At 58.7% G+C, this 25,897-nt stretch carries 26 protein-coding genes and 1 pseudogene; all 27 read right to left on the bottom strand.

Going from position 1 to position 25,897, the window contains the following annotated elements:
- Positions 1-11: 11 nt before the first annotated feature.
- The 27 genes and pseudogenes from flhA to ACP7BE_RS07355 all read right to left on the bottom strand — a co-directional run bounded on the left by flhA (position 12) and on the right by ACP7BE_RS07355 (position 25,896).
- Complete coding sequence (flhA, locus tag ACP7BE_RS07225; protein WP_426105371.1) at positions 12-2,141, bottom strand: flagellar biosynthesis protein FlhA; 2,130 nt, start codon at positions 2,139-2,141, stop codon at positions 12-14.
- A gap of 255 nt (positions 2,142-2,396) precedes the next feature.
- Positions 2,397-3,449, bottom strand: a complete 1,053-nt coding sequence (locus ACP7BE_RS07230; protein WP_426105305.1) for a fimbrial protein — start codon at positions 3,447-3,449, stop codon at positions 2,397-2,399.
- A 125-nt stretch (positions 3,450-3,574) separates the two neighbouring features.
- Entirely contained in the window at positions 3,575-3,982 is a 408-nt protein-coding gene (locus tag ACP7BE_RS07235) for a fimbrial protein (protein ID WP_426105307.1), read from the bottom strand.
- A gap of 112 nt (positions 3,983-4,094) precedes the next feature.
- Positions 4,095-4,667, bottom strand: coding sequence for a fimbrial protein (locus ACP7BE_RS07240; RefSeq protein ID WP_426105309.1), 573 nt, complete (start codon positions 4,665-4,667; stop codon positions 4,095-4,097).
- 22 nt (positions 4,668-4,689) lie between these two features.
- Positions 4,690-5,454 (bottom strand): fimbria/pilus periplasmic chaperone, encoded by a 765-nt coding sequence (locus ACP7BE_RS07245; RefSeq protein ID WP_095039309.1) that lies wholly within the window; start codon positions 5,452-5,454, stop codon positions 4,690-4,692.
- The gene (locus ACP7BE_RS07250; protein WP_426105311.1) at positions 5,451-8,027 is read right to left on the bottom strand and encodes an outer membrane usher protein; all 2,577 of its coding nucleotides are present in this window, start codon (positions 8,025-8,027) and stop codon (positions 5,451-5,453) included. Before ACP7BE_RS07250 ends, ACP7BE_RS07245 begins: the two co-directional genes overlap by 4 nt.
- Positions 8,028-8,300, bottom strand: a complete 273-nt coding sequence (locus ACP7BE_RS07255; RefSeq protein ID WP_240055595.1) for a fimbrial protein — start codon at positions 8,298-8,300, stop codon at positions 8,028-8,030.
- A gap of 356 nt (positions 8,301-8,656) precedes the next feature.
- Positions 8,657-9,202 (bottom strand): fimbrial protein, encoded by a 546-nt coding sequence (locus ACP7BE_RS07260; protein WP_252342323.1) that lies wholly within the window; start codon positions 9,200-9,202, stop codon positions 8,657-8,659.
- Between the two features lie 333 nt (positions 9,203-9,535).
- A complete protein-coding gene (flhB, locus tag ACP7BE_RS07265; RefSeq protein WP_095002601.1) occupies positions 9,536-10,672 on the bottom strand; it encodes a flagellar biosynthesis protein FlhB in 1,137 nt (378 codons plus the stop codon).
- A gap of 2 nt (positions 10,673-10,674) precedes the next feature.
- A complete protein-coding gene (fliR, locus tag ACP7BE_RS07270; RefSeq protein ID WP_095002602.1) occupies positions 10,675-11,457 on the bottom strand; it encodes a flagellar biosynthetic protein FliR in 783 nt (260 codons plus the stop codon).
- Positions 11,458-11,727: a flagellar biosynthesis protein FliQ gene (gene fliQ, locus ACP7BE_RS07275; RefSeq protein WP_095002603.1), complete on the bottom strand. Its 270-nt coding sequence runs from the start codon at positions 11,725-11,727 to the stop codon at positions 11,458-11,460. It abuts the gene before it with no gap.
- Positions 11,728-11,731: 4 nt separating this feature from the next.
- The gene (gene fliP / locus ACP7BE_RS07280; protein ID WP_095002604.1) at positions 11,732-12,475 is read right to left on the bottom strand and encodes a flagellar type III secretion system pore protein FliP; all 744 of its coding nucleotides are present in this window, start codon (positions 12,473-12,475) and stop codon (positions 11,732-11,734) included.
- Positions 12,475-12,909 carry a flagellar biosynthetic protein FliO gene (gene fliO / locus ACP7BE_RS07285; RefSeq protein ID WP_095002605.1) on the bottom strand — a complete coding sequence of 145 codons (435 nt, stop codon included), beginning with the start codon at positions 12,907-12,909 and terminating at the stop codon, positions 12,475-12,477. The genes fliP and fliO overlap by 1 nt, the downstream gene beginning before the upstream one ends.
- Positions 12,910-13,374 (bottom strand): flagellar motor switch protein FliN, encoded by a 465-nt coding sequence (gene fliN, locus ACP7BE_RS07290; RefSeq protein ID WP_095002606.1) that lies wholly within the window; start codon positions 13,372-13,374, stop codon positions 12,910-12,912. It abuts the gene before it with no gap.
- 58 nt (positions 13,375-13,432) lie between these two features.
- A complete protein-coding gene (gene fliM, locus ACP7BE_RS07295; protein WP_019828822.1) occupies positions 13,433-14,401 on the bottom strand; it encodes a flagellar motor switch protein FliM in 969 nt (322 codons plus the stop codon).
- 9 nt (positions 14,402-14,410) lie between these two features.
- Positions 14,411-14,902, bottom strand: a complete 492-nt coding sequence (gene fliL, locus ACP7BE_RS07300; protein WP_095002607.1) for a flagellar basal body-associated protein FliL — start codon at positions 14,900-14,902, stop codon at positions 14,411-14,413.
- A 236-nt stretch (positions 14,903-15,138) separates the two neighbouring features.
- The gene (locus ACP7BE_RS07305) at positions 15,139-16,323 is read right to left on the bottom strand and encodes a flagellar hook-length control protein FliK (protein WP_130872367.1); all 1,185 of its coding nucleotides are present in this window, start codon (positions 16,321-16,323) and stop codon (positions 15,139-15,141) included.
- Between the two features lie 79 nt (positions 16,324-16,402).
- The gene (locus ACP7BE_RS07310; protein WP_095002609.1) at positions 16,403-16,765 is read right to left on the bottom strand and encodes an Hpt domain-containing protein; all 363 of its coding nucleotides are present in this window, start codon (positions 16,763-16,765) and stop codon (positions 16,403-16,405) included.
- A gap of 30 nt (positions 16,766-16,795) precedes the next feature.
- A pseudogene (locus tag ACP7BE_RS07315) lies at positions 16,796-18,136 on the bottom strand (ATP-binding SpoIIE family protein phosphatase); the annotation flags it as partial.
- 5 nt (positions 18,137-18,141) lie between these two features.
- Positions 18,142-18,447: an STAS domain-containing protein gene (locus ACP7BE_RS07320; RefSeq protein ID WP_095002611.1), complete on the bottom strand. Its 306-nt coding sequence runs from the start codon at positions 18,445-18,447 to the stop codon at positions 18,142-18,144.
- 105 nt (positions 18,448-18,552) lie between these two features.
- Entirely contained in the window at positions 18,553-19,005 is a 453-nt protein-coding gene (gene fliJ, locus ACP7BE_RS07325; protein WP_095002612.1) for a flagellar export protein FliJ, read from the bottom strand.
- Between the two features lie 6 nt (positions 19,006-19,011).
- Entirely contained in the window at positions 19,012-20,370 is a 1,359-nt protein-coding gene (gene fliI, locus ACP7BE_RS07330; RefSeq protein ID WP_095002613.1) for a flagellar protein export ATPase FliI, read from the bottom strand.
- Complete coding sequence (fliH, locus tag ACP7BE_RS07335) at positions 20,360-21,118, bottom strand: flagellar assembly protein FliH (protein ID WP_095025521.1); 759 nt, start codon at positions 21,116-21,118, stop codon at positions 20,360-20,362. The genes fliI and fliH overlap by 11 nt, the downstream gene beginning before the upstream one ends.
- On the bottom strand, positions 21,119-22,141 hold the full coding sequence (gene fliG, locus ACP7BE_RS07340) for a flagellar motor switch protein FliG (RefSeq protein ID WP_083369860.1): 1,023 nt from the start codon (positions 22,139-22,141) through the stop codon (positions 21,119-21,121).
- Positions 22,134-23,918, bottom strand: a complete 1,785-nt coding sequence (gene fliF, locus ACP7BE_RS07345) for a flagellar basal-body MS-ring/collar protein FliF (protein WP_095002615.1) — start codon at positions 23,916-23,918, stop codon at positions 22,134-22,136. The genes fliG and fliF overlap by 8 nt, the downstream gene beginning before the upstream one ends.
- Before the next feature lie 15 nt (positions 23,919-23,933).
- Positions 23,934-24,266: a flagellar hook-basal body complex protein FliE gene (gene fliE, locus ACP7BE_RS07350; RefSeq protein ID WP_016781577.1), complete on the bottom strand. Its 333-nt coding sequence runs from the start codon at positions 24,264-24,266 to the stop codon at positions 23,934-23,936.
- A 244-nt stretch (positions 24,267-24,510) separates the two neighbouring features.
- A complete protein-coding gene (locus ACP7BE_RS07355) occupies positions 24,511-25,896 on the bottom strand; it encodes a sigma-54-dependent transcriptional regulator (protein ID WP_095021128.1) in 1,386 nt (461 codons plus the stop codon).
- Position 25,897 lies beyond the last annotated feature (1 nt).

A 25,897-nucleotide genomic window follows, 5' to 3' on the forward strand; every position in this document is an offset into this window, starting at 1 on the left:
AAACCAAACCCTCAGCCGTTAGGGCCTACTGTCGCAACGATCGTGACCTGCTTGTTGTCAGGGATTTCCTGGTAAGCCAGTACATGCAGGTTGGGCACCGCCAGACGGCCAAAGCGCGACAGCATCGCGCGTACCGGGCCTGCCACCAACAAGATGACCGGATTGCCTTGCATCTCCTGACGCTGAGCAGCGTCGATCAACGAGCGCTGGAGCTTCTCTGCCATGCTGGGCTCCAGCAAAACGCCCTCTTCCTGGCCTTGTCCGGCCTTCTGCAAACTATTGAGCAATATTTGTTCCAACCTGGGCTCCAGGGTGATAACAGGCAGCTCGGAGTCAACGCCTACAATGCTTTGCACGATGGCACGAGACAAGCCCACGCGTACGGCGGCAACCAAAGCGGCAGTATCTTGACTCTTTTGAGCATTGTTGGCGACGGCTTCGGCAATACTGCGGATATCCCGCACTGGCACCTGTTCGGCCAACAAGGCCTGCAGCACCTTGAGCAATTGCGACAGGCTCAACACCCCCGGCACCAGTTCTTCGGCCAGTTTGGGCGAGGACTTGGCCAACAGCTGCATCAACTGCTGAACTTCTTCATGACCAATCAACTCATGGGAGTGTTTGTACAGGATCTGGTTAAGGTGCGTTGCCACTACGGTACTGGCGTCCACTACGGTATAGCCCAGTGACTGCGCCTGGCTGCGCTGGCTGACCTCGATCCACACCGCTTCCAGACCAAAGGCCGGGTCTTTGGTGGTAATCCCGTTAAGCGTGCCAAATACCTGCCCCGGGTTGATCGCCATCTCGCGGTCCGGATAGATTTCGGCCTCCGCCAGAATCACTCCCATCAGGGTCAGGCGATAGGCGCTGGGGGCCAGGTCGAGATTGTCACGGATATGCACGGTGGGCATCAGAAAGCCCAGGTCCTGGGACAGCTTCTTGCGCACCCCCTTGATCCGCGCCAGTAACTGGCCACCCTGGTTGCGATCCACCAACGGGATCAGGCGATAACCGACCTCAAGCCCGATCATGTCGATGGGGGTAACGTCATCCCAGCCCAGCTCCTTGGTTTCCTGGGCGCGGGTTGGCGAAGGCAGCAGCTCCTGCTGGCGCTTGACCTCTGCCAGGGCCTGGACCTTGACCACGTTCTGTTTTTTCCACATCAGGTACGCCGCACCACCGGCGACTGCAGCCAGGCTCAGGAAGGAGAAATGCGGCATGCCGGGCACGATGCCCATGATGGCCATGATGCCTGCCGAGACAGCCAGCGCCTTGGGTGAGGTAAACATCTGCCGGTTGATCTGCTTGCCCATGTCTTCGGAGCCCGAAGCACGGGTCACCATGATCGCGGCAGCCGTGGACAGCAACAGGGACGGCAATTGCGCCACCAAACCGTCACCAATGGTGAGCAAGGCGTACACCTTGCCGGCTTCGCTGAAGCTCATGCCGTGCTGGAAAATCCCAACTGCCATGCCGCCGATCAGGTTGATAAACAGGATCAACAGACCGGCGATGGCATCACCGCGCACGAATTTGCTGGCACCGTCCATCGAGCCATAGAACTCGGCTTCCTGGGCGACTTCCTGACGGCGCATCTTGGCCTGATTCTGGTCGATCAGTCCGGCATTCAGGTCGGCGTCAATGGCCATCTGCTTGCCGGGCATGGCGTCGAGGGTGAAGCGCGCACTCACTTCCGAGATGCGCCCGGCGCCCTTGGTCACGACCACGAAGTTGATGATCATCAGGATCGCAAACACCACGATGCCCACCACGTAGTTGCCGCCGATCACCACCTCGCCGAAGGCCTGGATCACCTTGCCCGCGGCGGCGTGGCCCTCCTGACCGTGGAGCATCACCACCCGGGTGGAGGCCACGTTGAGCGCCAGGCGCATCAGCGTGGCCACCAGCAGGATGGTGGGGAACACGGCAAAATCCAGTGGCCGCAAGGCGTAGACGCACACCAGCAACACCACGATGGACAGCGCGATATTGAAGGTAAAAAACACATCCAGCAAAAAGGCGGGGATCGGCAACATCATCATTGCCAGCATCACCAGCAACAACAGCGGCACACCCAACTGTCCCTGACCCAGGCCGGCCAGACCGCTGCGAGCGGTGTTGATTAACTGAGAGCGATCCAATGACATTGCGGCAAACCTTTAGCAAACTTTTGACGCCATATGCGCCGTGGAGCCTGCCACTGCAAGAAACCTTCCAACTTTGGCAAATGGCCATATGGAAGGCTTGCAGGGTGTGCGAATCCTTGTAGTGCCGATGAGCGCAGCAGGGCTGAAACCAGGAAAAAACGCCGTTCATTACCAATAAGGGAGAATCCTTCCCCCTTGTGCTGTTGCAGCTTTTATTTTGCAGCCGATGGGATGGCTCTGCTTGGCGAGTCAAGGAAACTCCACCACAAGAGTACCGCTCCCAGCAAAAGGGCCGGCAGGTGGAAAAGTGCCACGTTTACGAAAAAGAGAAAAAGTATATTCCTCCGTTGTTTCACCGCTGATCAAATAGACATAATAACTGAGCCCGGAAGACGGTAAAATAATTGCATCATCACTTTTACGAATCATGGCGATGGCTATATCAGGCTTGCCCGATACAAAACCTTCAGCACTGAATATAGAAGGCGTTGCCACCAGTTTGAGCCTGGCGCTTTGAAGAGCCCTGTCACACACAAATTTTACGCCGACCGTTTTCCGGGCAAGTGAAGTACTCGCACTTATCCCTATGGCCGCGGGATCCACAGAACCAAAATCAACATTAACGGGCCTGTTATCATTGATAGCACACTCCGCTGGAACAGGTGGTGTTGTGTCCAAACTGTTGCGTGCCCTGATTTGAACGTACATCGAAAATGGCGCATACGAAGCATGGGTGAAATTATACAGCTTGAAAAAATGAAAGTTACCGATCACATCACCCGCGTCAATTTTAATGTTCAAGCCTGGACTTGAAGAAAGTTTGAGATACATACCAAGCCAGAAAAAATAGTTAGGTCCACTTCTAGAGCCTTCGGCAAGGTACCTGCCAGGCCCCAAAGGCCAAGGGTATTCGTTCCCGCCAACAATCATCCCGGAGGAGAAAGCAGAAAATTTTGGAGCCTGATTAAACGTATCAGAGGTTGAAACTATCCACTCCCGATAACTAAGAGGAAACGTCACCGGGAAATTATGCCTGCACACGGTCGGCACAGCACTTTTCATAGTAACCCTGCTATTTTCCGCATCCAGTTTTACGTCAGTGTAGATAATAAGCGTTTCTGCTCTCATATCCCTCCAGACCCGGTCATCCGTTTGGCAATGAACAGCAAAAGCAACTTGTGCAAACAGCCAAAAAAATACGCCAGCAAAACACCTCATAATATTCACGACTTTTGATCCTGTATGTAGTTTTACCTCGACACGCGTCTTGGGGGCATCCAGCGCAAATATAAACACCGCCACAAATCCATCCAGATCAGGTTAAGAGTCCAAGACAACAACTATAGTGTTTTCCACACCAAAGTTGATCAATGATACGCAGTGCAAACACGTCAGTTTATTGTCGGTGCCTCATCTGCCTTTACTTCTCAGCGCAGTGATATGACTATCGTTGCGGAAGCCGAAAAAGCTCCTCCCGCAAGAGTGCTACCCGGTTTTGCCACCAGCACCGCTTCCATTTGAGGCAAAGTTGGGTATGTAAAATTAACGGGACTGTTAAGGGACCAGGTTGCACCCCCCACCAGGAACTTGATCCCGAGATTACTTTTACTGGTCATCAACAACGCGCGATCAAAACTGGCTCCACCCCCCTGCAACTCTATTGTCATGTCATTGGTTGGCTGCGGCCCGCACGTCACTGTATAAGGCACCTGCTTGCGATAATTGACCCCATCGATCTGTGCAGCTACCAGATTGCTGCCGAAAGGGACAGTGAGCGTGTTGTTGCCATTAACAATGCAAGGCGCAGGCGCAGGCGCAAGGATTACCCCACTCACATTCACGGCCACCTCCGAGGTACGCGCCGTAACACTCTGGCCAAGAGACAGACACAGACAATAGCAAGTGATTGCAAAACGCGAAGTTACCGACCTGATCATCGTTGCGCCCTCACTCATAAATAAGCCTGAAATCAACCCGGGCCCGAAACGCGCCATTGCTCAGTGCTGTGGCAGTGCGCGTGGGTTGCACCTGCCACGTCAGGGTGTCGCTGCCATGCGCCAGAAACAAAGGCTCTCCACGAGCGCCCAAACGCACATCCCGGCCAAGGGCATCGGTCAGGCGCAGGCCCATGCCGGTGACACCCTGAACTTTGACCAAACGCGGATCATCCTTATCGGCAGGCGCCAGAAAAGCGACGGACACCACCGGCTGATAGGCACTCCACACCAGATTGCCCGTGCGCTCATTCAGGAGGCTGCCGGATGCGCGCATGCAATCGACAAAGCGCAACTGCAAAACCACGGGCGATGCCATATCGCCCGGGCGCATCAATTGGCTGCGGGGCACATTTCCAAGGTCCACGGCCTGGTCTGCCGAGGCCATATCCAGGACGCAAGGGGAATTGATCAGTGAGCCCGAAATATCCAGAACTCCATTCATCCCTTGAATCTCGGCCTGGCCCTGAGCGGCATGCAGCGTCAGCAACAAGGCACTCAGGGCCGTCACCGTACAAGGTTTCATGACGCCTCTTCTGAGGCGCGCACTAGTCATCGGCCGCAGACACATTCGCGTCCACCTTGCAGGTGTTGCCAGTGCAACTGAACGCCAGTGCCGGGCGGCCTCCGTAATCATTTACATAGGTCAGCCAGGGTTTGCTACCCAGTGCCGCCGCACTCACGCCCAGCTTGAGCGTGCCTTTTGGCGGCACCATCAGCGGCTCAAAACCGGGAGAGGTTTTGCCCTCTTTGCTGCTGCGGGCATCGATCAGCGTGATGTAGTACGGGGTAGGATTATTGACTTGAAAGTCATCGGCCTCACGGGTCAGGATCAGTTGTTTCTGCCAGGGGTCCGAGCGTTCCTGCTGGCTCGGCACTATCGAAGCCGGACGATAAAAAAGCTTGATGCGGGTCTGCAGGGCGATCTGCAGGCTGTTGGCCTTGTCGCTACGGGGCGGAATTTCGCGCAAATTGAAGTAATAGACGGTCTCCCGGTCCTGGGGCAGCGACTTGACCGCAGGCAACGCCTGAACTTTCACCTGGCTTTTTTTACCGGGCTCCAGGCGCTGGACCGGTGGCAAAACGATCAGCGGCGAGGTGATCTTGTTGCCTTGCTCATCCTCGATCCAGCCCTGGGCCAGGTAAGGCAACTGGGTGTTGTTGTTGGTGATGGTCATGCTGGCGGCATCCTTGCTGCCATCAAACACGACCCGGGTTCGATCAAGACCAATGGCGGCATTGACGTTGCCGGTCTGCGACAGCATCAGGAGGACAAGCGACGAGTACGCGCAACTGAACGTTTTAATTTTCATGACTTTTTCTCGTTATCAACAATCCTGCCCAGAGAGGCTGACGCGGGCATGGTCTTGTCCGCTGCGACCCCCTGGCAGGACAGACTGAGGGTGGAAGCCAACCCGTCGACCGGTAAATCTTCAGGCAATACAAAGGTGCAACGCTCGGCACCACCCCAACTGACTATCATCCGCCCACCGGGCTGAATACCACTGAGGTAGACGCTGCCAGCATCATTGACGATGCCGGTGCCCTGCTGTTTTTCGTTTTTCACCATGGCGCCGAACGGCGGGACGCTGCCATCAGGCAGGCTCAACACAGCCATGGCCTTGAGCCCGGCAATCACCTCCAGCGTGCGATAACCGATGGCGCCCTCTGTCAGGGTCAACTGGGTCAAGGACTCTGTCGCCTCCACATCGGCCGGCAAGCTTTCCAGATCGACACTGGCCGCAGTGCGCGTAAAGCTGCCGACATCCGAGACAACTGCCTTGCCGAAGGCATTGCTGCGCGTCGGGCTGCCATAGCCCCGGATCGGCACGCCAGGTACTCCACCGGTATCGATCATCAACCGGGTACCGCCCGTACCCGCAGTTCGATGCCCTGCGCCACCGTATGGCGTCAGTGTGCCGCCACCACGAGCAGACAGGGTGAGGCTGTTGTAGCTGTTCTCTTGCAGGGCAGCGCTGACGGAGACATCCGCCTGATCACCGGCATGGTTCAGGTACCCGCTAACCGAGGTGTTGCTTGCCGACAGTTGATAGCTGTTGCGCTGATCGAGCCGGTCACTGTAGTTCGTGGAATAGTTATTTTGGCCCTGAGAGCTACTGTTGACGCTGCTGGTGAGCGTCCCGGAGCGACCCATCGGCAGGCTGACTGACAGGTACATACCGGTGTGGTTGCTGGAGATGCCACTGTGCTGGTTTTTCTCCTGATTACGGAAAGCGCTCAGGGAAAGGCTCATGTTTCTTATCGAGCCCACACTGAAATAGCGCGCCAGGGACAAGTTCCATCGCTCACCGCTCGGACGATCCCAATAGGACTGGTTGCTGTAGCTCAGATAAGCGGTAAGCCCCATATCCCGAAACTGCTTGTTGACTGTCGCAGTGTAAAGCGACTTGCTGCCCCCCACCGGACCACCGTAATGGCGCGTATTCAGGTACTCGCTCATGCTCATGTAGTTTTTTTGGGAAAAACGGTAACCCGCAAAGGTGACCTGACTGTCGTACTGGTCGAAGTTTTTCGAATAGCTCAACTGAAAGGAATCGCCCGACAAGGACGTGCCCTGCAGCTTGGCGCTGGCCCGGGTCACATCGAATGAGATCGCTCCCAAGGCCAGCAGGTCGCGCCCCACCCCGACAGAAAGCGCCGTGTAATTATTGTCACTGAGACCACCGCCATACAGGGACCAGCCATTGCTTACGCCCCAGGAGAATTCGCCTGCACCGAAGACGTCGCCCTGCCCTCCGTTGTGAAGAGAAGACGGTCGACCGCTGGCCAGTTTGTAACGCACAGTGCCGGGACGCGTCAGGTAGGGAATGTTGGCCGACTCAACCTGGAAGGTGGTGACGCTGCCGTCCTGCTCTTCGACGCGCACCTCCAGGGTCCCGGTTACGGCATCATTCAGATCCCGAATACGAAAAGGGCCCGCCGCAACCAGCGCTTCATAAAGCACACGGCCTTGCTGGCTGATAATGACCCTGGCATTGGTTTTGGCAACGCCGACAACTTCCGGTGCATAGCCACGCAAATTGGGCGGCAACTGGTTGTCATCCGAGTTGAGTGCAACGCCGGTAAAACGGAAGCTGTCGAACACGTTCGAATACAGGTAGTTTTCTCCCAGAGTCAGACGCGCCTGCATGGCAGGCAGCGCTCGATAGGCATAAAAGCGGCTCCACTCCAGCCGTCGCGCACGACTGTAGCTTTCGTCTTCGATACGGCCCTGCCAGTCTGCACGCAAGCGCCAGGGGCCCGCGTTTGCGCCGAACGTGCCATTGCCGCTCAAGTCGGTTTGACGGGCTGAGCCCTTCCGCCCGCTGGACTTGGCCGTGAGGTTGTAATCCATCAGAGCGCCCGGCACGCCGTTGTCCCACCGGGAAGGCGGATCCCAGTTCCGGGCGTTGTACTCCAGATAGGCTTGCGGCACGGAAATATGCAGGCTAGAGGTCGCCAGATCACCACTGACTTCCATGCCCGCCAGGCTATTGACATGCAGGCACTCGCCGCTCTTCCACCAGCCGAGCCGAGCTTGCATTTCAGGCTTGAGCCCCAGTTGCTCAACCAGCTCGGTCGACAGGCAGGCCTGGCTACCTTTGGGGTCATCGTCAGGAGGGTAAAAAGCTATGCGCTGCTCAGGCAGCCATTGCGAGTTGACCTGCACCTGCAGCGGATAAACGCCAGGCAAGATAAAACCGCTGCGAGAAAATTGGGACAAGTCGATATTGGTACGATCGCTGAGGTCCAGAATATCGGTATTGAACTGAATCTCATCCCCGGCCCATACCTCAGCGCCCAGCGACATCAATCCGCTCAACACGCCGGTGCGCAGTATCGTTTGGGCGGCTGAGAGATCCCGCCCGGTAAACAGCCCGTACATTCAGAAATACTCCAGGCGGAAACGCACCGCAGTTCGGTGAGAACCAACCGCCACAGGACGACCATTGCCAACCAGTTGAAGGGTGTAATGCAGCTCCTGGTCCGCTCCGGTCAGAGGCGCCAGGGGCATGGGTACTCCCGGAATGCTTTCCTGCCCTTGGGTATCGGCAATACGCAGGGCCAACCCCCGGGCCGTTCCGCCAATGGCAAACAAGCGCCCGCTGGCATCCGCCAGGCCATCAAACGTCACCCTTACATGCTGCCAGTCAGGCAAGTAACTGCCTGGACGAAAAGAGTCAGGCCTGGCCAATGAGCATTTAATTAAACGCAATGTGAATATCACTGGCAAAGACTGACCCTGACGAATAAGTTGCCCCATGGGCAAAGGGTCGAATTCAACGAGTTGATAAGCGCTACTCGCATCAAGTGCACACGCAGAATCAACAATTTGCCCTTCAAGTGTTACGCGCCCACCCCCCTGACTTGCTAGTGCAGTACACACACCGAAACCCAACGTTATAAACACAAAGAACGAGGTAACCACTACTGAAATCGAGAGTGCTTTCACAGGAAACTCCCACCTGCAATTGCCCTGCTGTCGAACTTCCTACAACAGGGCAACCGGACAACCTACTGATATGCCAGCGCGAAGTTCGTAACAGCAGTAAAAGTACCTGTACCTACAGTAGTGGTTGTAGATGTTTGACCTTTCAACTGAGCACCAAAGGTCAGCGTATTGCTACCCGCCGTAATACCTTTCGGGCGGGTTGCAGTACCCAGCGTTATGGCGGTGCCGTCGAACTCGGTCAGAAGGATGCCCGCACCGGCAACGCCGTTCAGGGCCAATGCTCCTGGCACTGCTGTCGCCCCCGTACCGGTAAAGGTGGCCTTGACTGTATTGTCGGTGAGACCGGTCAATGAACAACCGGTCAACTCGATGTTGAAATATTGCTTGGTACCGATGCCACCATTATTCAGCTGAGATTTGGACACCGAACCCAGCGGAACAGGTTGATCCACACTTTCAGGTGTAATGGAGCAGGCCGACTCCAAAATTTCACCGCTAAACGTGACAGTACCCGATCCTGCTCCCGCAGCACTGGCAACTGATGCCGAACAAGCCAGCAACACCATAGACGCCAAAGCAGACTTGGCAGACTTCATTGCAATACCCATCAAACACCCCCTACAAAAATGCATTACAACAATTGTTTAAAAAGTTGAAGATTTAGTTTAAGTTTAAATCCCGACACTTATTCATACCCCAAGGGAATAAAAGCGAAAGCCATTAGCTGACTTTTACCCATCCCCACACACCGAAGTAAGAAGCAACTAAACTAACAGCTAACTTTCAAACAAGAAGTAAGGCACTTCTAACTGTCTTGTAGGATCCCACCTAATACAAGATAGATATATAACACCGCACTAGCAGAGATTATTTGACGGAGGCGAATTTAAAAGTAACTACTCGACGCAAAATACCTGCACTCCACCCCGTCAACTGACACGCTACTCGTCACGGCGCAAATCCGCCGGGATCGGCAAGTCCTTGAGGGGGTCCGGGCGCTTGCCCTTGCCGGCCTGGTACTGGCGGATCTGGTAGACGTAGGCCAGCACCTGGGCCACGGCCAGGTACAAGCCGGCGGGGATTTCCTGCTCCAGCTCCGTGGAGTAATAGATCGACCGCGCCAGCGCCGGCGACTCCAGCAGCAGGATGTTGTGCTTGGTACCGATCTCGCGAATTTTCAGCGCCAGGAAGTCACTGCCCTTGGCCAGCAACATCGGCGCCCCGCCCTTCTCCGGGTCGTACTTGAGGGCCACGGCGTAGTGGGTCGGGTTGGTGATTATGACGTCGGCATCCGGGATCGCCGCCATCATGCGGCGCTGGGACATTTCACGCTGCACCTGACGTATGCGCTGCTTGACCTCCGGGCGCCCTTCCTGATCCTTGTGCTCGTCGCGTACTTCCTGCTTGGTCATCAGCAATTTCTGATGGCTTTCCCATAGTTGTACCGGTACGTCCACCGCAGCGATCAGGATCAATCCGCAGGCCATCCACAACGCACTCCAACCCACCACTTGCAGGCTGTGGATCACTGCCAGTTCCAGCGGCTCATGGGCGATGCGCAGCAGGTCATCGATGTCGGACTTCAACACCAGCAAGGCCACGATCAGGATGATAAAGAATTTGGCCAGGGCCTTGAGCAGCTCCACCAACGCCTTGGCCGAGAACATGCGCTTGATCCCGGCGGCGGGGTTCATGCGGCTGAATTTGGGCGCCAGGCTGCCCGCAGCAAAGAGCCAGCCGCCAAGGGATATCGGGCCGACCAGGGCCGCGATCAACAACGTGATCAGTACTGGCTGCACCGCGATCAAGGCGATTTTCCCTGAATGCAGCAGAAACGCGCCCATGGAATCCGGGTTAAGCAGCACCTCGCGGCTCAAGCTGAAGTTGTAACGCATCAGCTCCATCAAATCCTGCGCCAGCGCACCGCCAAAAATCAGCAAGCCCGCCGAACCAGCCAGCATGATGGCCAGGGTGTTCAGCTCTTTGGAACGTGCAATTTCACCCTTTTCCCTGGAGTCCTTTTTTCGTTTCTCCGTGGGGTCTTCTGTTTTATCGGCGCCACTCTCGCTTTCGGCCATGGCTATCTGGCCTGCGCAAGATCACGTAAAAACTGCAGGGCCTCAGAGGCCAGCGGTTGATACTGGTTGAGAATGTCCGCCATGCTGATCCACAGGATCACCATGCCCAGCACCAGGGTCAGCGGAAAACCGATGGCAAAGATATTCAGTTGCGGCGCGGCCCGGGTCATTACGCCGAAGGCAATGTTGACCACCAGCAGCGCAGTGATCGCCGGCAGTACCAGAAGCAACGCCGCACCCAGCACCCAGCCGAGTTTATTGGCGATTTCCCAGTAGTGGTTGGGCAACAAGCCACCGCCCACCGGCAAGGTGGTGAAGCTCTCGGTCAACACTTCAAATACAACCAGATGGCCATTCATGGACAAAAACAGCAAGGTCACCAGCATGGTGAAAAACTGCCCGATTACTGCCACGTTGACCCCGTTGGCCGGGTCGACCATGGACGCAAAGCCCATGCCCATCTGGATCGCGACAATTTGCCCGGCGACCACGAACGCATGAAAAAACAGCTGCAATGCAAACCCCAGTAACGCACCAATGACGATTTGCTCGGCAATCAGCATCAGGCCACTGAGATCCAGCGGGTTGACGGCGGGCAACGGCGGCAAGCTGGGCATGATTGCCAGGGTAATTGCCAGGGACAAAAACAACTTGATGCGTTTGGGCACCAGGGTGGTGCCGATGATCGGCATGGTGGTCAGCAGCGCGCCCACCCGGAATAGCGGCAGCATAAAGCTGGCGACCCAGGTACTGATCTGCGCGTCTGTCAGGGCGAGCAGCGACATTTAGCCGATCAACTGCGGAATGCTGCCGTACAACTGCAGGATGTATTCCATAAAGGTCTGCACCAGCCACGGCCCGGCCACGATCAGGGTGACCAGCATCACCAGCAAGCGTGGGAGGAAGCTCAGGGTCTGTTCGTTGATCTGGGTCGCGGCCTGGAACATCGCCACCAGCAACCCCACCAGCAAGCTGGGTATTACCAGCACGGCAACCATCAGGGTGGTCAGCCACAACGCACTGCGAAACAGGTCTACCGCGACTTCTGGGGTCATGGGGTCAAACTCCGCCGAAACTGCTGGCCAGGGTGCCGATAATCAGCGCCCAGCCATCCACCAGTACAAACAGCATGATTTTAAACGGCAACGAGATGATCAGTGGCGAGAGCATCATCATGCCCATGGCCATCAGCACACTGGCCACTACCAGGTCGATAATCAGAAACGGAATAAAGATCATAAAACCGATCTGGAAGGCGGTTTTAAGCTCCGAGGTGACAAACGCCGGCACCAGAATGGTCAGGGGTGCGGCATCCGGGGTGGCGATATCGGTACGTTTGGACAGGCGCATAAACAGCTCAAGGTCGCTGCTGCGGGTCTGCGCCAGCATAAAGTCCTTGATCGGCACTTCAGCCTTGAGGATCGCATCCTGGGCCGAGAGCTTTTCGGCCAGATAGGGCTGCAAGGCGTCGTTGTTTACCCGATCGAAAACCGGCGCCATGATAAACAGGGTCAAAAACAGCGCCATGCCGGTAAGGATCTGGTTCGATGGGGTTTGTTGCAAGCCCAGGGCCTGGCGCAGGATCGAAAACACAATGATGATCCGCGTAAAGCTGGTCATCAACATGACAAATGCCGGAATAAAGCTCAGCGCAGTCATGATCAGCAGGATTTGCAGGCTGACCGAGTACTCCTGCTGACCATTGGCCCCGGTGCCCAGGGTTATCGCCGGAATCGACAACGGGTCAGCCCCGAATGCCAATGGCGCGGCCAGTGCCAACAACAGTGCGACTACAAAACGCATCAAGGCTTGTCCTTTTGCTGACCGAGTATTTCCATCAGGCGCTTGGCAAACTCGGGGGTGGCCGGTTGCGCACTACCCGGCACCTGCACCGGCTCCTTGAGCACATGCAGCGGGGTGATCCGGCCCGGCGTAAGGCCGAGCAGGATCTGTTCATTGCCCACCTGCACCAGCACCAGCCGGTCCCGCGCGCCCAGGGCCCGGGAGCTGATCAGTTCGATCACCTGGCCCTGGCGCGGGCCCGCCTGCTGTACACGGCGCAGCAACCAGGCCAGGGCAAAAATCAGCCCCAGCACCAGCAGCAGACCCAGTACCAGCTGGGTCAACTGCCCGCCAACACTGGCGCCAGCCACCGGAGCCGCTGCGGTCGCAACCACCGGCTCGGCCGCCAGCACACTCAAGGGCAAGCCCAGTAAACCGCCAAGTAGCCGTTTCATTCAGCGCAGCTTCTTGATGCGTTCACTTGGGCTGATCACGTCGGTCAGGCGGATGCCGAACTTCTCGTTGACCACCACCACTTCACCGTGGGCAATCAGGGTGCCGTTGACCAGCACATCCAGTGGTTCGCCGGCCAGACGGTCCAGCTCGATCACCGAGCCCTGATTGAGTTGCAGCAGGTTGCGGATATTGATGTCGGTACTTCCCACTTCCATGGAGATCGACACCGGAATATCCAGAATCACGTCGAGGTTGGGGCCATCCAGGGTCACTGGCTGGTTGTTGCGCGGCACACTGCCGAATTCTTCCATCGGCAGTCGGCTGGAAGAGGGCTTGGTTGCCGCATCGGCCGCCAGTAGCGCGTCGATATCGGCCTGGCCAACATCGCCGGTTTCTTCCAGCGCAGCTGCCCATTCATCAGCCAGCGCCTGGTCTGCAGCGGTTGTATCGTGTTCGTTAGCCATGGGGGTGTCCTCGGCGGGCATTCAATCATTAGCACAGCAAATTCTTGTGGCCAGGCGCCTAGCGCCGACCGATGGGCTCAACCACTTGCAAGGCCAGATTGCCTTTGTGCGAGCCCAGTTTGACCTTGAACGACGGCACGCCATTGGCGCGCATCACCAGTTCATCTTCCAGCTCGATGGGGATCACGTCGCCGGGCTGCATATGCAAAATATCGCGCAGGCGTAACTGGCGGCGGGCCACGGTGGCGCTCAGCGGCACACTGACGTCGAGCACGTCTTCGCGCAGGGCCTTGCTCCAGCGTTCGTCCTGGTCGTCGAGGTCGGACTGGAAACCGGCGTCGAGCATTTCGCGCACCGGTTCGATCATCGAGTACGGCATGGTCACATGCAGGTCGCCGCCGCCACCGTCGAGTTCGATATGGAAGGTCGACACCACAATGGCTTCGCTGGGCCCGACGATATTGGCCATGGCCGGGTTAACTTCAGAGTTGATGTACTCGAAATTGACTTCCATGATCGCCTGCCAGGCTTCCTTCAAGTCGATAAAGGCCTGCTCCAGCACCATGCGCACCACGCGCAATTCGGTGGGGGTGAATTCACGGCCTTCGATCTTGGCGTGACGGCCATCGCCGCCAAAAAAGTTGTCCACCAGCTTGAACACCAGCTTGGCGTCGAGGATAAACAGCGCCGTTCCGCGCAGCGGCTTGATTTTGACCAGGTTGAGACTGGTGGGCACATACAGCGAATGCACGTACTCGCCGAACTTCATCACCTGCACCCCGCCCACCGCCACATCCGCCGAGCGGCGCAACAGGTTGAACATGCTGATGCGGGTGTAACGGGCAAAACGCTCGTTGATCATTTCCAGGGTCGGCATGCGACCCCGGACAATACGATCCTGACTGGTCAGGTCGTAGCTTTTGACACTGCCGGGCTCGGCAGCGGTTTCGGCCTGTACCAGACCGTCATCGACGCCATGCAGCAGCGCGTCAATCTCATCCTGGGACAGCAGGTCTTGCACGGCCATGTCGTGATCCTACTGCAATACAAAGTTAGTAAAGAGCGCCTGATCGATAACCACTTTGCCGAGTTCTTTTTGCGCAACTTCCTGCACGCTGGCAGTGGTTTTCTGGCGCAATATTTCCTGGCCAACCGGTGTGGCGAGGTCGTCAAAGGCCTGCCCGGAAAACAGCATCACTAGGTTGTTGCGAATCACCGGTATATGCACCATCAGCGCCTTGAGATCGGCAGGGTCGCGCGCTTGCAGGGTCACACTGACTTGCATATAGCGCTGACGGCCATTGGCGTTGAAGTTGACCACAAAGGCCGGGGCCATCGGTTCATAGAGGGCAGGCAGCTTGACGCTCACGTCAGTTTGCGGCACAGCTTCGCTCTTGGGGCTGTGCATGAAATACCAGGTGGCGCCAACAGACAGGCCAATCGCCAGCAGCACAGCCACGACGATCAGGATAATCAGCTTGAGTTTGCCTTTAACGGCGGGGTCTTTTACTGCGTCGCTCGTCGCCATGCCAATAATCCGTCACTTTTCGGTTTTCACAGGTGCCGAGGGTAGGCAGAGCAAGTGTTATGCCAGAAGTGGAGGGATCGAAGGCTTCACGCCAATTCAAATTGCGTAGCAGCTGGCGAAGGAACACTGCAACTGTGGGAGCGAGCCTGCTCGCGAAGGTCGTTCGCGAGCAGGCTCGCTCCCACAATAGGGCTTGACCTGCAACAGAGTATCTACAGGTGTTTTAGTGCTAGCGCTTACGCGTAGTAATCCACCGCGCTGGAGCCCAGCACCACGCTTGGCGCAACCGCAGCCACTTCCACTGGTTCGTCATCAACAAGGTTGTCCAGTCGCTGGCCACCGCCACCGCTACGGGCCTGTTGCTCCTGGCCCTGCTGGCCTTGCCAGTTGCGCTGCTGATCCGACACGTTGACGTCCACCTGGCCCATGCCCTGCTGAGCGAGCATTTCGCGCAAGCGGTGCATCTGACTGTCCAGCGCCTCACGCACACCGGCGTGGCCACTCACAAAGTTGACCTGCGCCGACTGGTCAGCCGCAATATTGACCCGAATATCCAGACGCCCCAGCTCCGCAGGCTCCAGCTGGATATCGGCTGATTTGAGGTTGGCGCTGGAGAGGTACATCACGCGGTTTACAACTTCTTCGGACCAGCCGCTCTGATGCATGGCCAACGGCTGGTTGACCGGCAGCGCATTGGTAGTTTTCGGCACCGCCGCCTGGGTCAGCGCCGCCAGGCGGTTGGCGAAGTCATCCACACGGGTATCGCTGGAGGCGCTTTTCAGGTCCTTGAGACCCTCATCGACCAGGCCTTTAAAGGATTTCTCGCCCCCTTCACCAGTGGTCGAGTCATCGCTTTTATCATCGACCAGCATGGCTATCCCGCTGGCCTGCCCCTGGGCTGCGGCAGGAGCGGCGTCGCTTGATGGAGTTTTGACCGGGGACTGGCTACTGGCCGAAACATGCCCGCCCTGCTCCATCGCCAGGCGCACGGCAGGCATTGCGTCCAGAGGATCGGCTTGAGGATCGAAGGTGTCGTCGTCGGCCGCCAGCGGTGGCGGTGCCTGGGCCGCCAGTTGTGCCACTTGCACCTCAGGGGTGGCCGGTTGCGCGGGCGGCGCAGCCTCAACAGCCGGCACCGGCACTGGCACCACCGGCTGCGTGGCCAGCGGATCGGCCGTTGCCACGTCATCGCCCGGCTTGTCAGTACTGTCATCCTGATCAGTGCTGACTGCGTCTTCCGTCTTGCCGGCAGGCAAGGGGTTGCCGCTACCGGCAACGGCTGGCGCCGGGTCGGCTGCCTGGGCATAGACCTTTGCAAAAGGCTGCGCATCAGCCTTGGCAGGCTGCACAGGACTGCTCGCCGAGGCTTTAGGGGCTGCGGCGGCAGGTGTCAGAAGCAGGGTTTGGGCAGCAACGGGCATTAACGGCTCTCCACTGTACGGCTGGCATGGGTACAGGTCAGAGAGTCACAGCAAGGTTCGGGCCAGCTTTAGTGCACAGTCAGCGGGATACAAAATGCGGCGACACCGAACGCTGGCGCTCGGCGCGATACAGGCGCCGGACCATCTGGTATTCATCGTCGATTTTGATCACCAGCTCCTGGATTTCGGCCAGTTGCTTCTTTTGCGCACGCTCTTCAAGCAGGCCGCACAAATGTGCCAGGCGAATGGCACCCATATTGCTGCTGCTGCCTTTGAAACTATGGGCAACCAGCGTCAGGTCGCAAGCCTCGCGGGCGTTGTGCAGTTGGCCAAGACGCTCTTCGGAGTCGGAGAGGAAGGTGTCCAGCAGGTCGGCAAACCCTCCCTCCATCACGTCTCGCAACGCATTGACCACTTTCGGGTCCATATGAATGTCAGACACTTGCTCACTCCTTGATCAAGAATGAGCGGATTATGCCAGACCCCCCCACGAAAACTCCACGGTCGCGCTACGACCATCAGGTGCCCAGCGTGCTGCAGGGCAGAGTTGACGCACCAGGCTCACCCCGCGTCCCGACAGACGGTCTAAATCCAGTGGCCTGGCCATCACCCTGGCAACATCAAAACCCGCACCACTGTCTTCTACCTGGATCAGCAGGCGACCGCTTTCGCCGATCGGCTCGACTTGCAACGAGAACCGCACAAACCCGTACTTGAGCGTTGCCAGACGCTCCTTGCGCTGCTGATAGTAATGGGCAAAGCCCCCTGTATCGCGCTTGAGCCGTGAATCGAGGCCCAACACCCCGTGCTCCAGGGCATTACTGTAAAGCTCGGCAAGCACCGCATGAATCACCGGCCCCTGAGCGCGCAGCCCGTGGACTTCCATGAGCAATTGCAACACGTAAGGCAGTGGATTGAACTGCTGCAGGCTGGGCGCCCGAAACTCGAAGCTGGCCGACCAGTCGCGCGGGCTGCATTGACCACTGTCGGAGTAGACAATCGCCGGCACCCCCAAAAAAGCCGGCAGCTGTGAAGTGATCTGCACCATGCTCACATCATCCCGGGCCTGCCCCTGAAAATCCCGCAAGGCCTGTTCGACCTCGGCAATCAGTTGCAACGGATGCCGATTGGCATCCAGCACCCGCTCCAGGCGCTCAACCCCGAACAATTGCTGATTGGGGCCACAGGTATCGATCACACCGTCGGTCAATAAAAACACCTGATCACCGGGCAGCATCGGCAACACCTGGGTGGTATGGTCAAACACTTCGGCGCGCAAGACACCCAACGGCAAGTGCTGCGAGGTCAGTGCCGTGCGCTGACCGCTGAGTGCGGCTTGCAAATAGCCATCGGGCATACCGCCATTCCAGACTTCGACGCAGCGCCGCTGGGCGCTCACACACAGCAACGCGGCGCAACAGAACATGTCGACAGGGAGGATACGTTTAAGCTTGGCGTTCATTTCCCTGAGTATTTCCGCCAACCCGTAGCCCTTGGCCGTCATGCTGTAGAACACCTCGGCCAGAGGCATGGCACCAATCGCCGCAGGCAAACCGTGGCCGGTAAAGTCGGCGAGCAGCAGATGGGTATCCCCTGAGGGCGTATAGGCGGCCAACAGCAAATCGCCATTGAACAAGGCATAGGGCGATTGCAGATAACGGATATTGGGAGCATCGAGACAGCCCGAGTGCGCCACCCGGTCAAATACGGCTTTGGCCACCCGCTGTTCGTTGAGCAAGTAATCGTTGTGCCGGGCGATCTGGTCGCGCTGCTGCACTATCGTTTGCTGCAGCCTGCGCAGGCGCTGCATCGATCCGCTCAATTGATATCAAACAACTTGTCGAAATTGGAAACGCCCAGAATCTTGCGCACATCCGGGCTGCTGTTGACCACGCGAATATCAGAATCATCACCGCCGACATGCTCACGCAGCAACAGCAGCATGCCCAGGGCCGAGCTGTCGAGATAGGTGGCATCCTTCAAATCCACCACTACGCAGGCGGGCGCGGGGCTGAGTTCTTCGTAGGCGTCACGAAATTCCTGGTGCTTGGCAAAGTCGAACCGGCCCTTGATGGCGATCGTCAGCTTACTGCCATCTGCCGAGACTTCAGATGTCACTGCCATGTGAATTGCTCCCGAGATTGTCAGTGCAACTATAGACGCTTCTGTGAGCACCGCCGCAGGCCAATACCCGTAGCAGCTGCTACGGGATGCAGAGGACGTACGCGATCAGTACACGTCTTTGCGCGGCAAGCGCTGGGACAGTTCGTCCATCAGCTTTTGCTCGCGCTTGTCTTCCAGCTGGCGCGCTTCGTCGGCGTAGCGCTGTACCAGTTTGCGCAGCCCCTCGACCCGGGCATAGGCCTGTTGCCAGGTCTCGCGGGCCTTGTCGAGATTGTTCTGATGCCACACCAGGCTTTGACGCTGCTGGCCAACGGCGGTTTCCAACTGGCCGAGGAAGTACTGATAGTTACGCAGCCATTGGCCCGTGACTCCCTGGCTGCCGCGGTCAACCCATTGCGCCTGGTATTCCCCGCGAAAGTTTTCCAGATCACCCAGTTTGCTGTTGGCCAGGTTGACCTGCCCCTGGAAGTGTCCGAGACGCTGGGCCGCAGCCTTCTCGGTCTTTTCCGCCATGTCCACCACCGGCGCCAGACGCGAAGCCCTGTTGTCACTGGCCATGGCCGATTAACCTCCGGCTGCCGGGGCGAAGATACTGCCCAGATGAGCGCCGCTCTCGGCCAGGCTGATATTGTCGTTCAACCCCTGGCGCAGATACCCCACCATCGCCGGTTGCAGGGCAATGGCGGTATCGGTCTCGCGATCGCCGCCCGGCACATAGGCGCCCACGCTGATCAAGTCCCGCGCCTGCTGGAAGCGCGACCACAGCTGCTTGAACTGCTGGGCGCGGCGCATATGTTCTTCACTGACCACCGAGGGCATGACCCGGCTGATGGATGCTTCAATATCGATGGCCGGGTAATGGCCCTCTTCGGCCAATCGGCGGGATAACACAATATGACCGTCGAGCACGCCTCGCGCCGAATCGGCAATCGGGTCCTGCTGGTCATCCCCTTCAGACAGCACGGTGTAAAACGCGGTGATCGAACCACCCCCGGCCTCGGCGTTGCCGGCGCGCTCCACCAGCTTGGGCAGCTTGGCAAACACCGACGGCGGATAGCCCTTGGTCGCGGGCGGCTCGCCAATGGCCAGGGCGATTTCCCGCTGGGCCTGGGCGAATCGGGTCAGGGAGTCCATCAGCAACAGGACGTTCTTGCCCTTGTCGCGAAAATATTCGGCAATCCGCGTGCAATACATCGCCGCGCGCAAACGCATCAAGGGCGCATCATCGGCAGGCGATGCCACCACCACCGAACGCTTGATGCCTTCGGCCCCCAGGATATGTTCGATAAATTCCTTTACCTCACGGCCCCGCTCGCCGATCAGGCCCACCACGATAATGTCGGCCTCGGTAAAGCGGGTCATCATGCCCAGCAACACACTCTTGCCCACCCCTGTACCGGCAAACAGGCCCAGACGCTGGCCGCGACCCACCGTCAATAAACCGTTGATGCTGCGAATGCCCACGTCCAGCGGCACGCTGATGGGGTCGCGCTTGAGCGGGTTGATGGTGGGGCCGTCCAGCGGCACCCAGTCTTCGGCCTTCATCGGCCCCTTGCCGTCCAGCGCACGGCCGGCGCCATCGAGCACCCGCCCGAGCATGCTCATGCCCATCGGCAGGCGACCATTATCGGCCAGCGGCACCACTCGGGCGCCCGGCGCAATGCCGGCGACACTGCCTACGGGCATCAGAAAAATTTTACTGCCACTAAAGCCCATCACCTCAGCTTCGACTTCTACCGGGTGAAAGCTGTCGTCGTTGATCACCAGGCAACGGCTGCCCATGGCCGCGCGCAGGCCTTCGGCCTCCAGGGTCAGACCGACCATGCGCAGCAGGCGCCCTTCAACCACCGGCTGCACCGGCAAGGACACCGCCGGAGCGTAGCTGCCCAGGCGCTTGGCAAAACTGGTGCGCTTAAGGTGCATCAAGATCGATGTCGATATCAGGCGCCGCCGGGTGCAGGGCCTGTTCGTGGAGCTGGTCAAGCAACTGGCTCATGGCCTGCTTGATCCGTGTTTCGATACTGGCATCGATGCGGCTGTGCTCGGTTTCAATGCGACAGCCTCCCGGTTGCAGGCTGTCGTCTTCGACAATCCGCCATTGCTCGTCATGACGCTCACGCAGGGCCTTGATCTGGTCAAAGTCCTGCGGATTGATAAACAGGCGAATATTCTCGGCGCCCATCGGCAAGAGCTTCAAACCCTCGCGCAGCACTTGCCCGATCTGGCTCGAATCGGTTTTCAGCTCGCGCTGGATCACTTGCCGGGTCATGTGCTCGACCAGCCCGATCATGGCTTTTTCAAGCTGCTGATCCTGCTCGGCAAGCGGTGCCAGCAGGCTGCCCATCAGGCGCTCGAGGCTGGCAACCTTGGCCGTCAGGGCCACTTCGGCTTCTTGGCGAACCTTGAGCTGGGTGCTATGAAAACCTTCTTTCTCACCCGTGGCAAAGCCTTCGTTGTAGGCCTCCTGGCGAATGCTTTCGAGCTCTTCAAGGGTCAACGGCTGGACTTCTTCCAGCGGCACCTCTTCCATCTCGGGCAGTTCTTCAACCGGCTCGGGTTCGGGCTCTGCTTCGGGCTCGCGCCACGGATCGAAGCTGGGCAGGCCCCAGACATCAAAAGCACCGACATCCTTGGCACGGATTACATCACCGGGGGTTTCGCCGCTGCTCACTTAGATCATCTCTTCGCCGCCCTTCCCGCCGAGAGCAATTTCTCCGGCTTCGGCCATACGGCGGGCGATGGTGAGGATTTCCTTCTGCGCAGTCTCGACATCGCTGACGCGCACCGGGCCCTTGGCTTCCAGGTCGTCGCGCAGCAATTCGGCGGCACGCTTGGACATGTTCTTGAAGATCTTTTCCTGCACGTTCTCGTCGGAGCCCTTGAGCGCCAGTACCAGTACGTCAGAGGACACTTCCCGGAGCAACGCCTGGATACCGCGGTCGTCGACATCGGCCAGGTTGTTGAACACGAACATGAGGTCTTCGATCTGACCCGAAAGGTCTTCGTCGATATCCCGGATCGAGTCCATCAACTGCGCTTCCATCGAGCTGTCGAGGAAGTTCATGATATCGGCCGCGCGCTTGACCCCACCCAGGGAGGTACGCGCCGCGTTGGAGTTGCCGGAGAACTGCTTCTCGAGGATCTGGTTAAGCTCCTTGAGCGCCGCCGGTTGCACGGTGTTGAGCGACGAGACCCGCAGGATGATGTCCAGGCGCGCCTTCTGGTCAAAGTGGCCGAGCACTTCACCCGCCTGGTCAGGGTCGAGGTAAGCCACCACAATGGCCTGGATTTGCGGGTGCTCAAAGCGGATCACATCGGCAACGGCACGCGGTTCCATCCACTTGAGGCTATCCAGGCCGCTGGTGTTGCCACCCAGCAGGATGCGGTCGATCAGGCCGTTGGCCTTGTCTTCGCCCAAGGCCGAGGTGAGCATTTTGCGGATGTAGCTGTCCGAGCCCACGCCGAGGCTGGTCTGGTCGCCGACGATCTCGACGAATTCGCTCATCACCTGCTCGACCTGCTCACGGTGCACGTTGCGCATCTGCGCCATTGCCACACCCACCCGCTGGACCTCCTTGGGGCCCATATGGCGCAGCACCTGGGCGGCATCGGATTCGCCCAGCGACAGGAGCAAAATGGCGGCCTTGTCGACCCGGGTCAACTTGGCGTTGGCGGCGGCGCGGTTATCACTCATCGGCATTGATCCACTCTTTTACTACCTGGGCCACACGGCCCGGATCTTCTGCGACCAGACTCTTGATTGCATTCAACTGCGCGTCATAGCCTTCGCTGGGGCTTGGCAACATGATGCTTTGCGGGCCGCCAAGGCTGACACGGTCGTTGGCCAGCTCGCCATCCAGACCGCCCAGGCCGCCCATCTCGGCATCACTGCCAATACCGGCCACCTGCTTGTTGCGGCCGTGACCGGTGATGTTGTTGAGCACCGGGCGCAACACACCGAACACCAGCACCAGAATAAACAGCACGCCGAGCACTTGCTTGACCACATCCCAGAACCAGGGCTGGGAATAGAACGGGATATCGGCGATCACTTCACCCCGCTCGGTGGAGAACGGCACGTTGATCACGCTGACGCTGTCGCCACGGCTGGCATCGAAGCCCACGGCGTCCTGCACCAGACGGGTAAAGCGCGCCAGCTGGTCGGTGGTCCACGGCACCTGGGTGATTTCACCGTTGGCCGGGTTGACGCTGATCTTGTCGTCGATCACCACCGCCACCGACAGGCGATTGACCCTGCCCTGCTGCTGTTTGGTGTGGCTGATGGAGCGGTCAAGCTCGAAGTTGCGGGTCGACTGCGAACGTTTGTCGGCCGGGTACGGCGCCAGCATTGGCTGGCCGGTGCCCGGATCCATGATTTGCTGGCCGTTGGCATCAAGCAACGGCTGGCCCGGCTGGATCATGCCCGCCCCGCCAGCAGCTCCCTGGCCGGTTTGCTGCGGTGCGCTGGCCGGACTCGGCGGTTGATTGCTCAGGGCCCCCGGCACGCCTTGCGGGCCGTTGCTGGCAGTGCGCTGCTCGCTGGTCGATTGCTCGCTGCGCAGGGCTGGCTGGTCGGGGTTGAACTGCTCCGAGGTGGACTCGACCGCGCTGAAATCAACATCGGCCGACACTTCGGCCTTGTAGCGGTCATTGCCCAGCACCGGCTGCAGAATGTTGTGCACGCGCTGGGTAAGCATGCCTTCCATGCGGCGACTGTAGTCGAACTGCTTGCCGGCCATGGTCAGCTCGGAATTTTCACCCTGATCCGACAGCAGATTGCCTTTTTGGTCGACCACGGTGATCTGCGACTTGCTCAACTCGGGCACGCTGGTAGCCACCAGGTTGACGATCGCCAGCACCTGCCCAGGCTCCAGCGAGCGGCCCGAGTACAGCTCTACCAGTACCGAAGCGCTGGGTTTGCGCTCATCACGGACAAACACCGAGCTTTTCGGAATGGCCAGGTGAACCCGCGCGCCCTTGACGTTGTTGAGGCTGGAAATGGTCCTTGCCAGCTCGCCTTCAAGCCCACGACGATAGCGTGTGGCCTCCATAAACTGGCTGGTGCCCAGGCCCTGGTCCTTGTCGAGAATCTCGAAACCGATATTGCCGTCGGTGGGCGTCACGCCTGCGGCGGCCAGCTTGAGGCGGGCACGGGAGACGTCATCGGCCTTGACCAGCAAGGCGCCAGAATTAGGTTCGACGGTGTAGGCAATGTCTGCAGCGGCCAGGGTTTCCATGACCTGCTTGGCATCCATACCGGCCAGGCTGCCGTACAGCGGCCGGTAGTCGGGTTGCTGGGACCACAGCACCACGGCAAAACCGATCGCCACGCTCGCCGCCAGACCAACCATCAGGCCGACCTGACGCAGCATGGTCATGTCGCCCAGATTGTCGAGAAAGGTCAGGCCAAACAGCGGTTTGCCGCCTGCGCCTGCTTTGGCCGGAACGTTATCCGGGAGTGCATCTGCCATGACTTGATATCGCCCTTAAACCGGCATCTGCATGATGTCTTGGTAAGCCTGAACCAGCTTGTTACGTACTTGGGTCAAGGCCTGAAAGGAAACGCTGGCCTTCTGGGAGGCGATCATCACGTCAGTCAGGTCGACACCGCTTTTACCGATCTCGAACGCGTTGGACAGCTGACTCGACGCCTGCTGGGTTTCGCTGACCTTGTTGATCGCATTACCGAGCATGTCGGAGAAGCTGCTGGCACCCGCTTCGGGAGCGGCCTGCACAGCCGATTTCGGTTGTGCCATGGCGTCCATCTGCATGGCCCGCATGTCCAACATCAATCGATTAAATTCAATACCTTGGCTCATGGACCAGTGCCTCCGACGACCCGCATTTTTTTGACACTTTCACAGCGCATATTGAGGTGTAGCAACAAGGGTGCCAGCTCCTTGCCGTTTTATAACAATTAACGTTACAAAACGTCGCAGACAAGGATAACACCTGCCCCTGCGGGAGCGGGCTTGCCCGCGATTTAATCGACGCGGTGAATCAGGCGCTGCGCGGTGATGCCTTCGCGGGCAAGCCCGCTCCCACAGGGGTTTAGTGACGCTCTCAGGTGGCAGCAAACAAATAAGCCTCAACATCCATCCCCGCATCACGCATTTGCGCCAGCTTGTAGCGCAAGGTGCGCGGGCTGATGCCCAGACGCTCGGAAGCTTCCTTGCGTCGCCCGCGCTCGGCACGCAAGGTGTCGATAATCATCTGGAACTCACGCCGGCGCAGATCATCGCCCAAGCCGCCCGCCGACTCCACAACTTCCACCGCCAGCGGCTCAGGGCGCGTCAATGGCGGCAAAGGTGCACAGGCCACAGGCCCGGCCAGGCAAAAATCTGCCGCCTCGATCAAGCCGCGCTGCTGCAAGATCAGCGCCCGTTGAATCGCGTTATCCAGTTCGCGCACGTTGCCCGGCCACGGGTATGCACTCAGGCACGCCTTGGCATCGGGCGAAAACCCTACAGCAGTGTGCTTCATTTTGCTGATGTGTTTGGCCAGCAGCCGCTCTGCCAGCGGCAGGATATCGGCGATGCGCTCACGCAACGGCCTCCAGGCCAGGGGGAAAACCGAAAGGCGGTAGTACAGATCTTCGCGAAAACGCCCCGCTGCCACCTCCCCCGCCAGGTCGCGGTTGGTGGTGGCGACAACACGGATATCCAGCGCAACCGGCTTGCGCCCGCCCACCCGCTCAACTTCGCGCTCTTGCAATACGCGCAGCAGCTTGGCCTGCAAACCCAAGGGCATTTCGGAAATTTCATCCAGCAGCAAGGTGCCGCCATCAGCCTGCTCGAACTTGCCGGCCTGAGCGGCAATGGCGCCGGTGAAGGCGCCTTTTTCATGACCAAACAGGGTCGCCTCGAGCATATTGTCGGGGATCGCCGCACAATTGATCGCCACAAACGGCCGATCCACCCGATGGGAATGCTGGTGGATATAACGGGCCAGCACCTCTTTGCCAGTGCCCGACTCGCCCGAGATCAGTACCGTGGCATCACTGCGCGCCACCCGTGCCGCCAGCTCCAGCAACTGTGCGCTGGCCGGTTCCACCGCCACCGGCCCTTCGCTGTCGGCCACGCCGAGGCTGCCCAGAGCATGGCGGGCCACCAGATCGAGCAAGGCTTTGGGCTCGAACGGCTTGACCAGATAATCCACCGCCCCTTCACGCATGGCATCCACCGCCCGCTCCACCGCACCGTGAGCCGTCATCAGCAGCACCGGCAATTGCGGCTGGCAGGCGCGCAGGCGGGCCAGCAACTGATGGCCATCCATACCGGGCATATTGACGTCACTGATCACCAGGCTGAACGGCTCCAGCATCACCGCAGCCAGGGCTTCTTCCCCCGAACAGACGGCGCGAAAACCGTGACCTGCCAGCAACAGTGTGTCTGCCAGGGCCTCACGCAACGCATGGTCGTCCTCGACCAACAGCACGTTAATTCGCATC

Origin of the sequence: Pseudomonas sp. TWR1-1-3, from assembly GCF_049896805.1 — a bacterium.
GTDB classification, from domain to species: Bacteria; Pseudomonadota; Gammaproteobacteria; order Pseudomonadales; family Pseudomonadaceae; genus Aquipseudomonas; species Aquipseudomonas bubulae.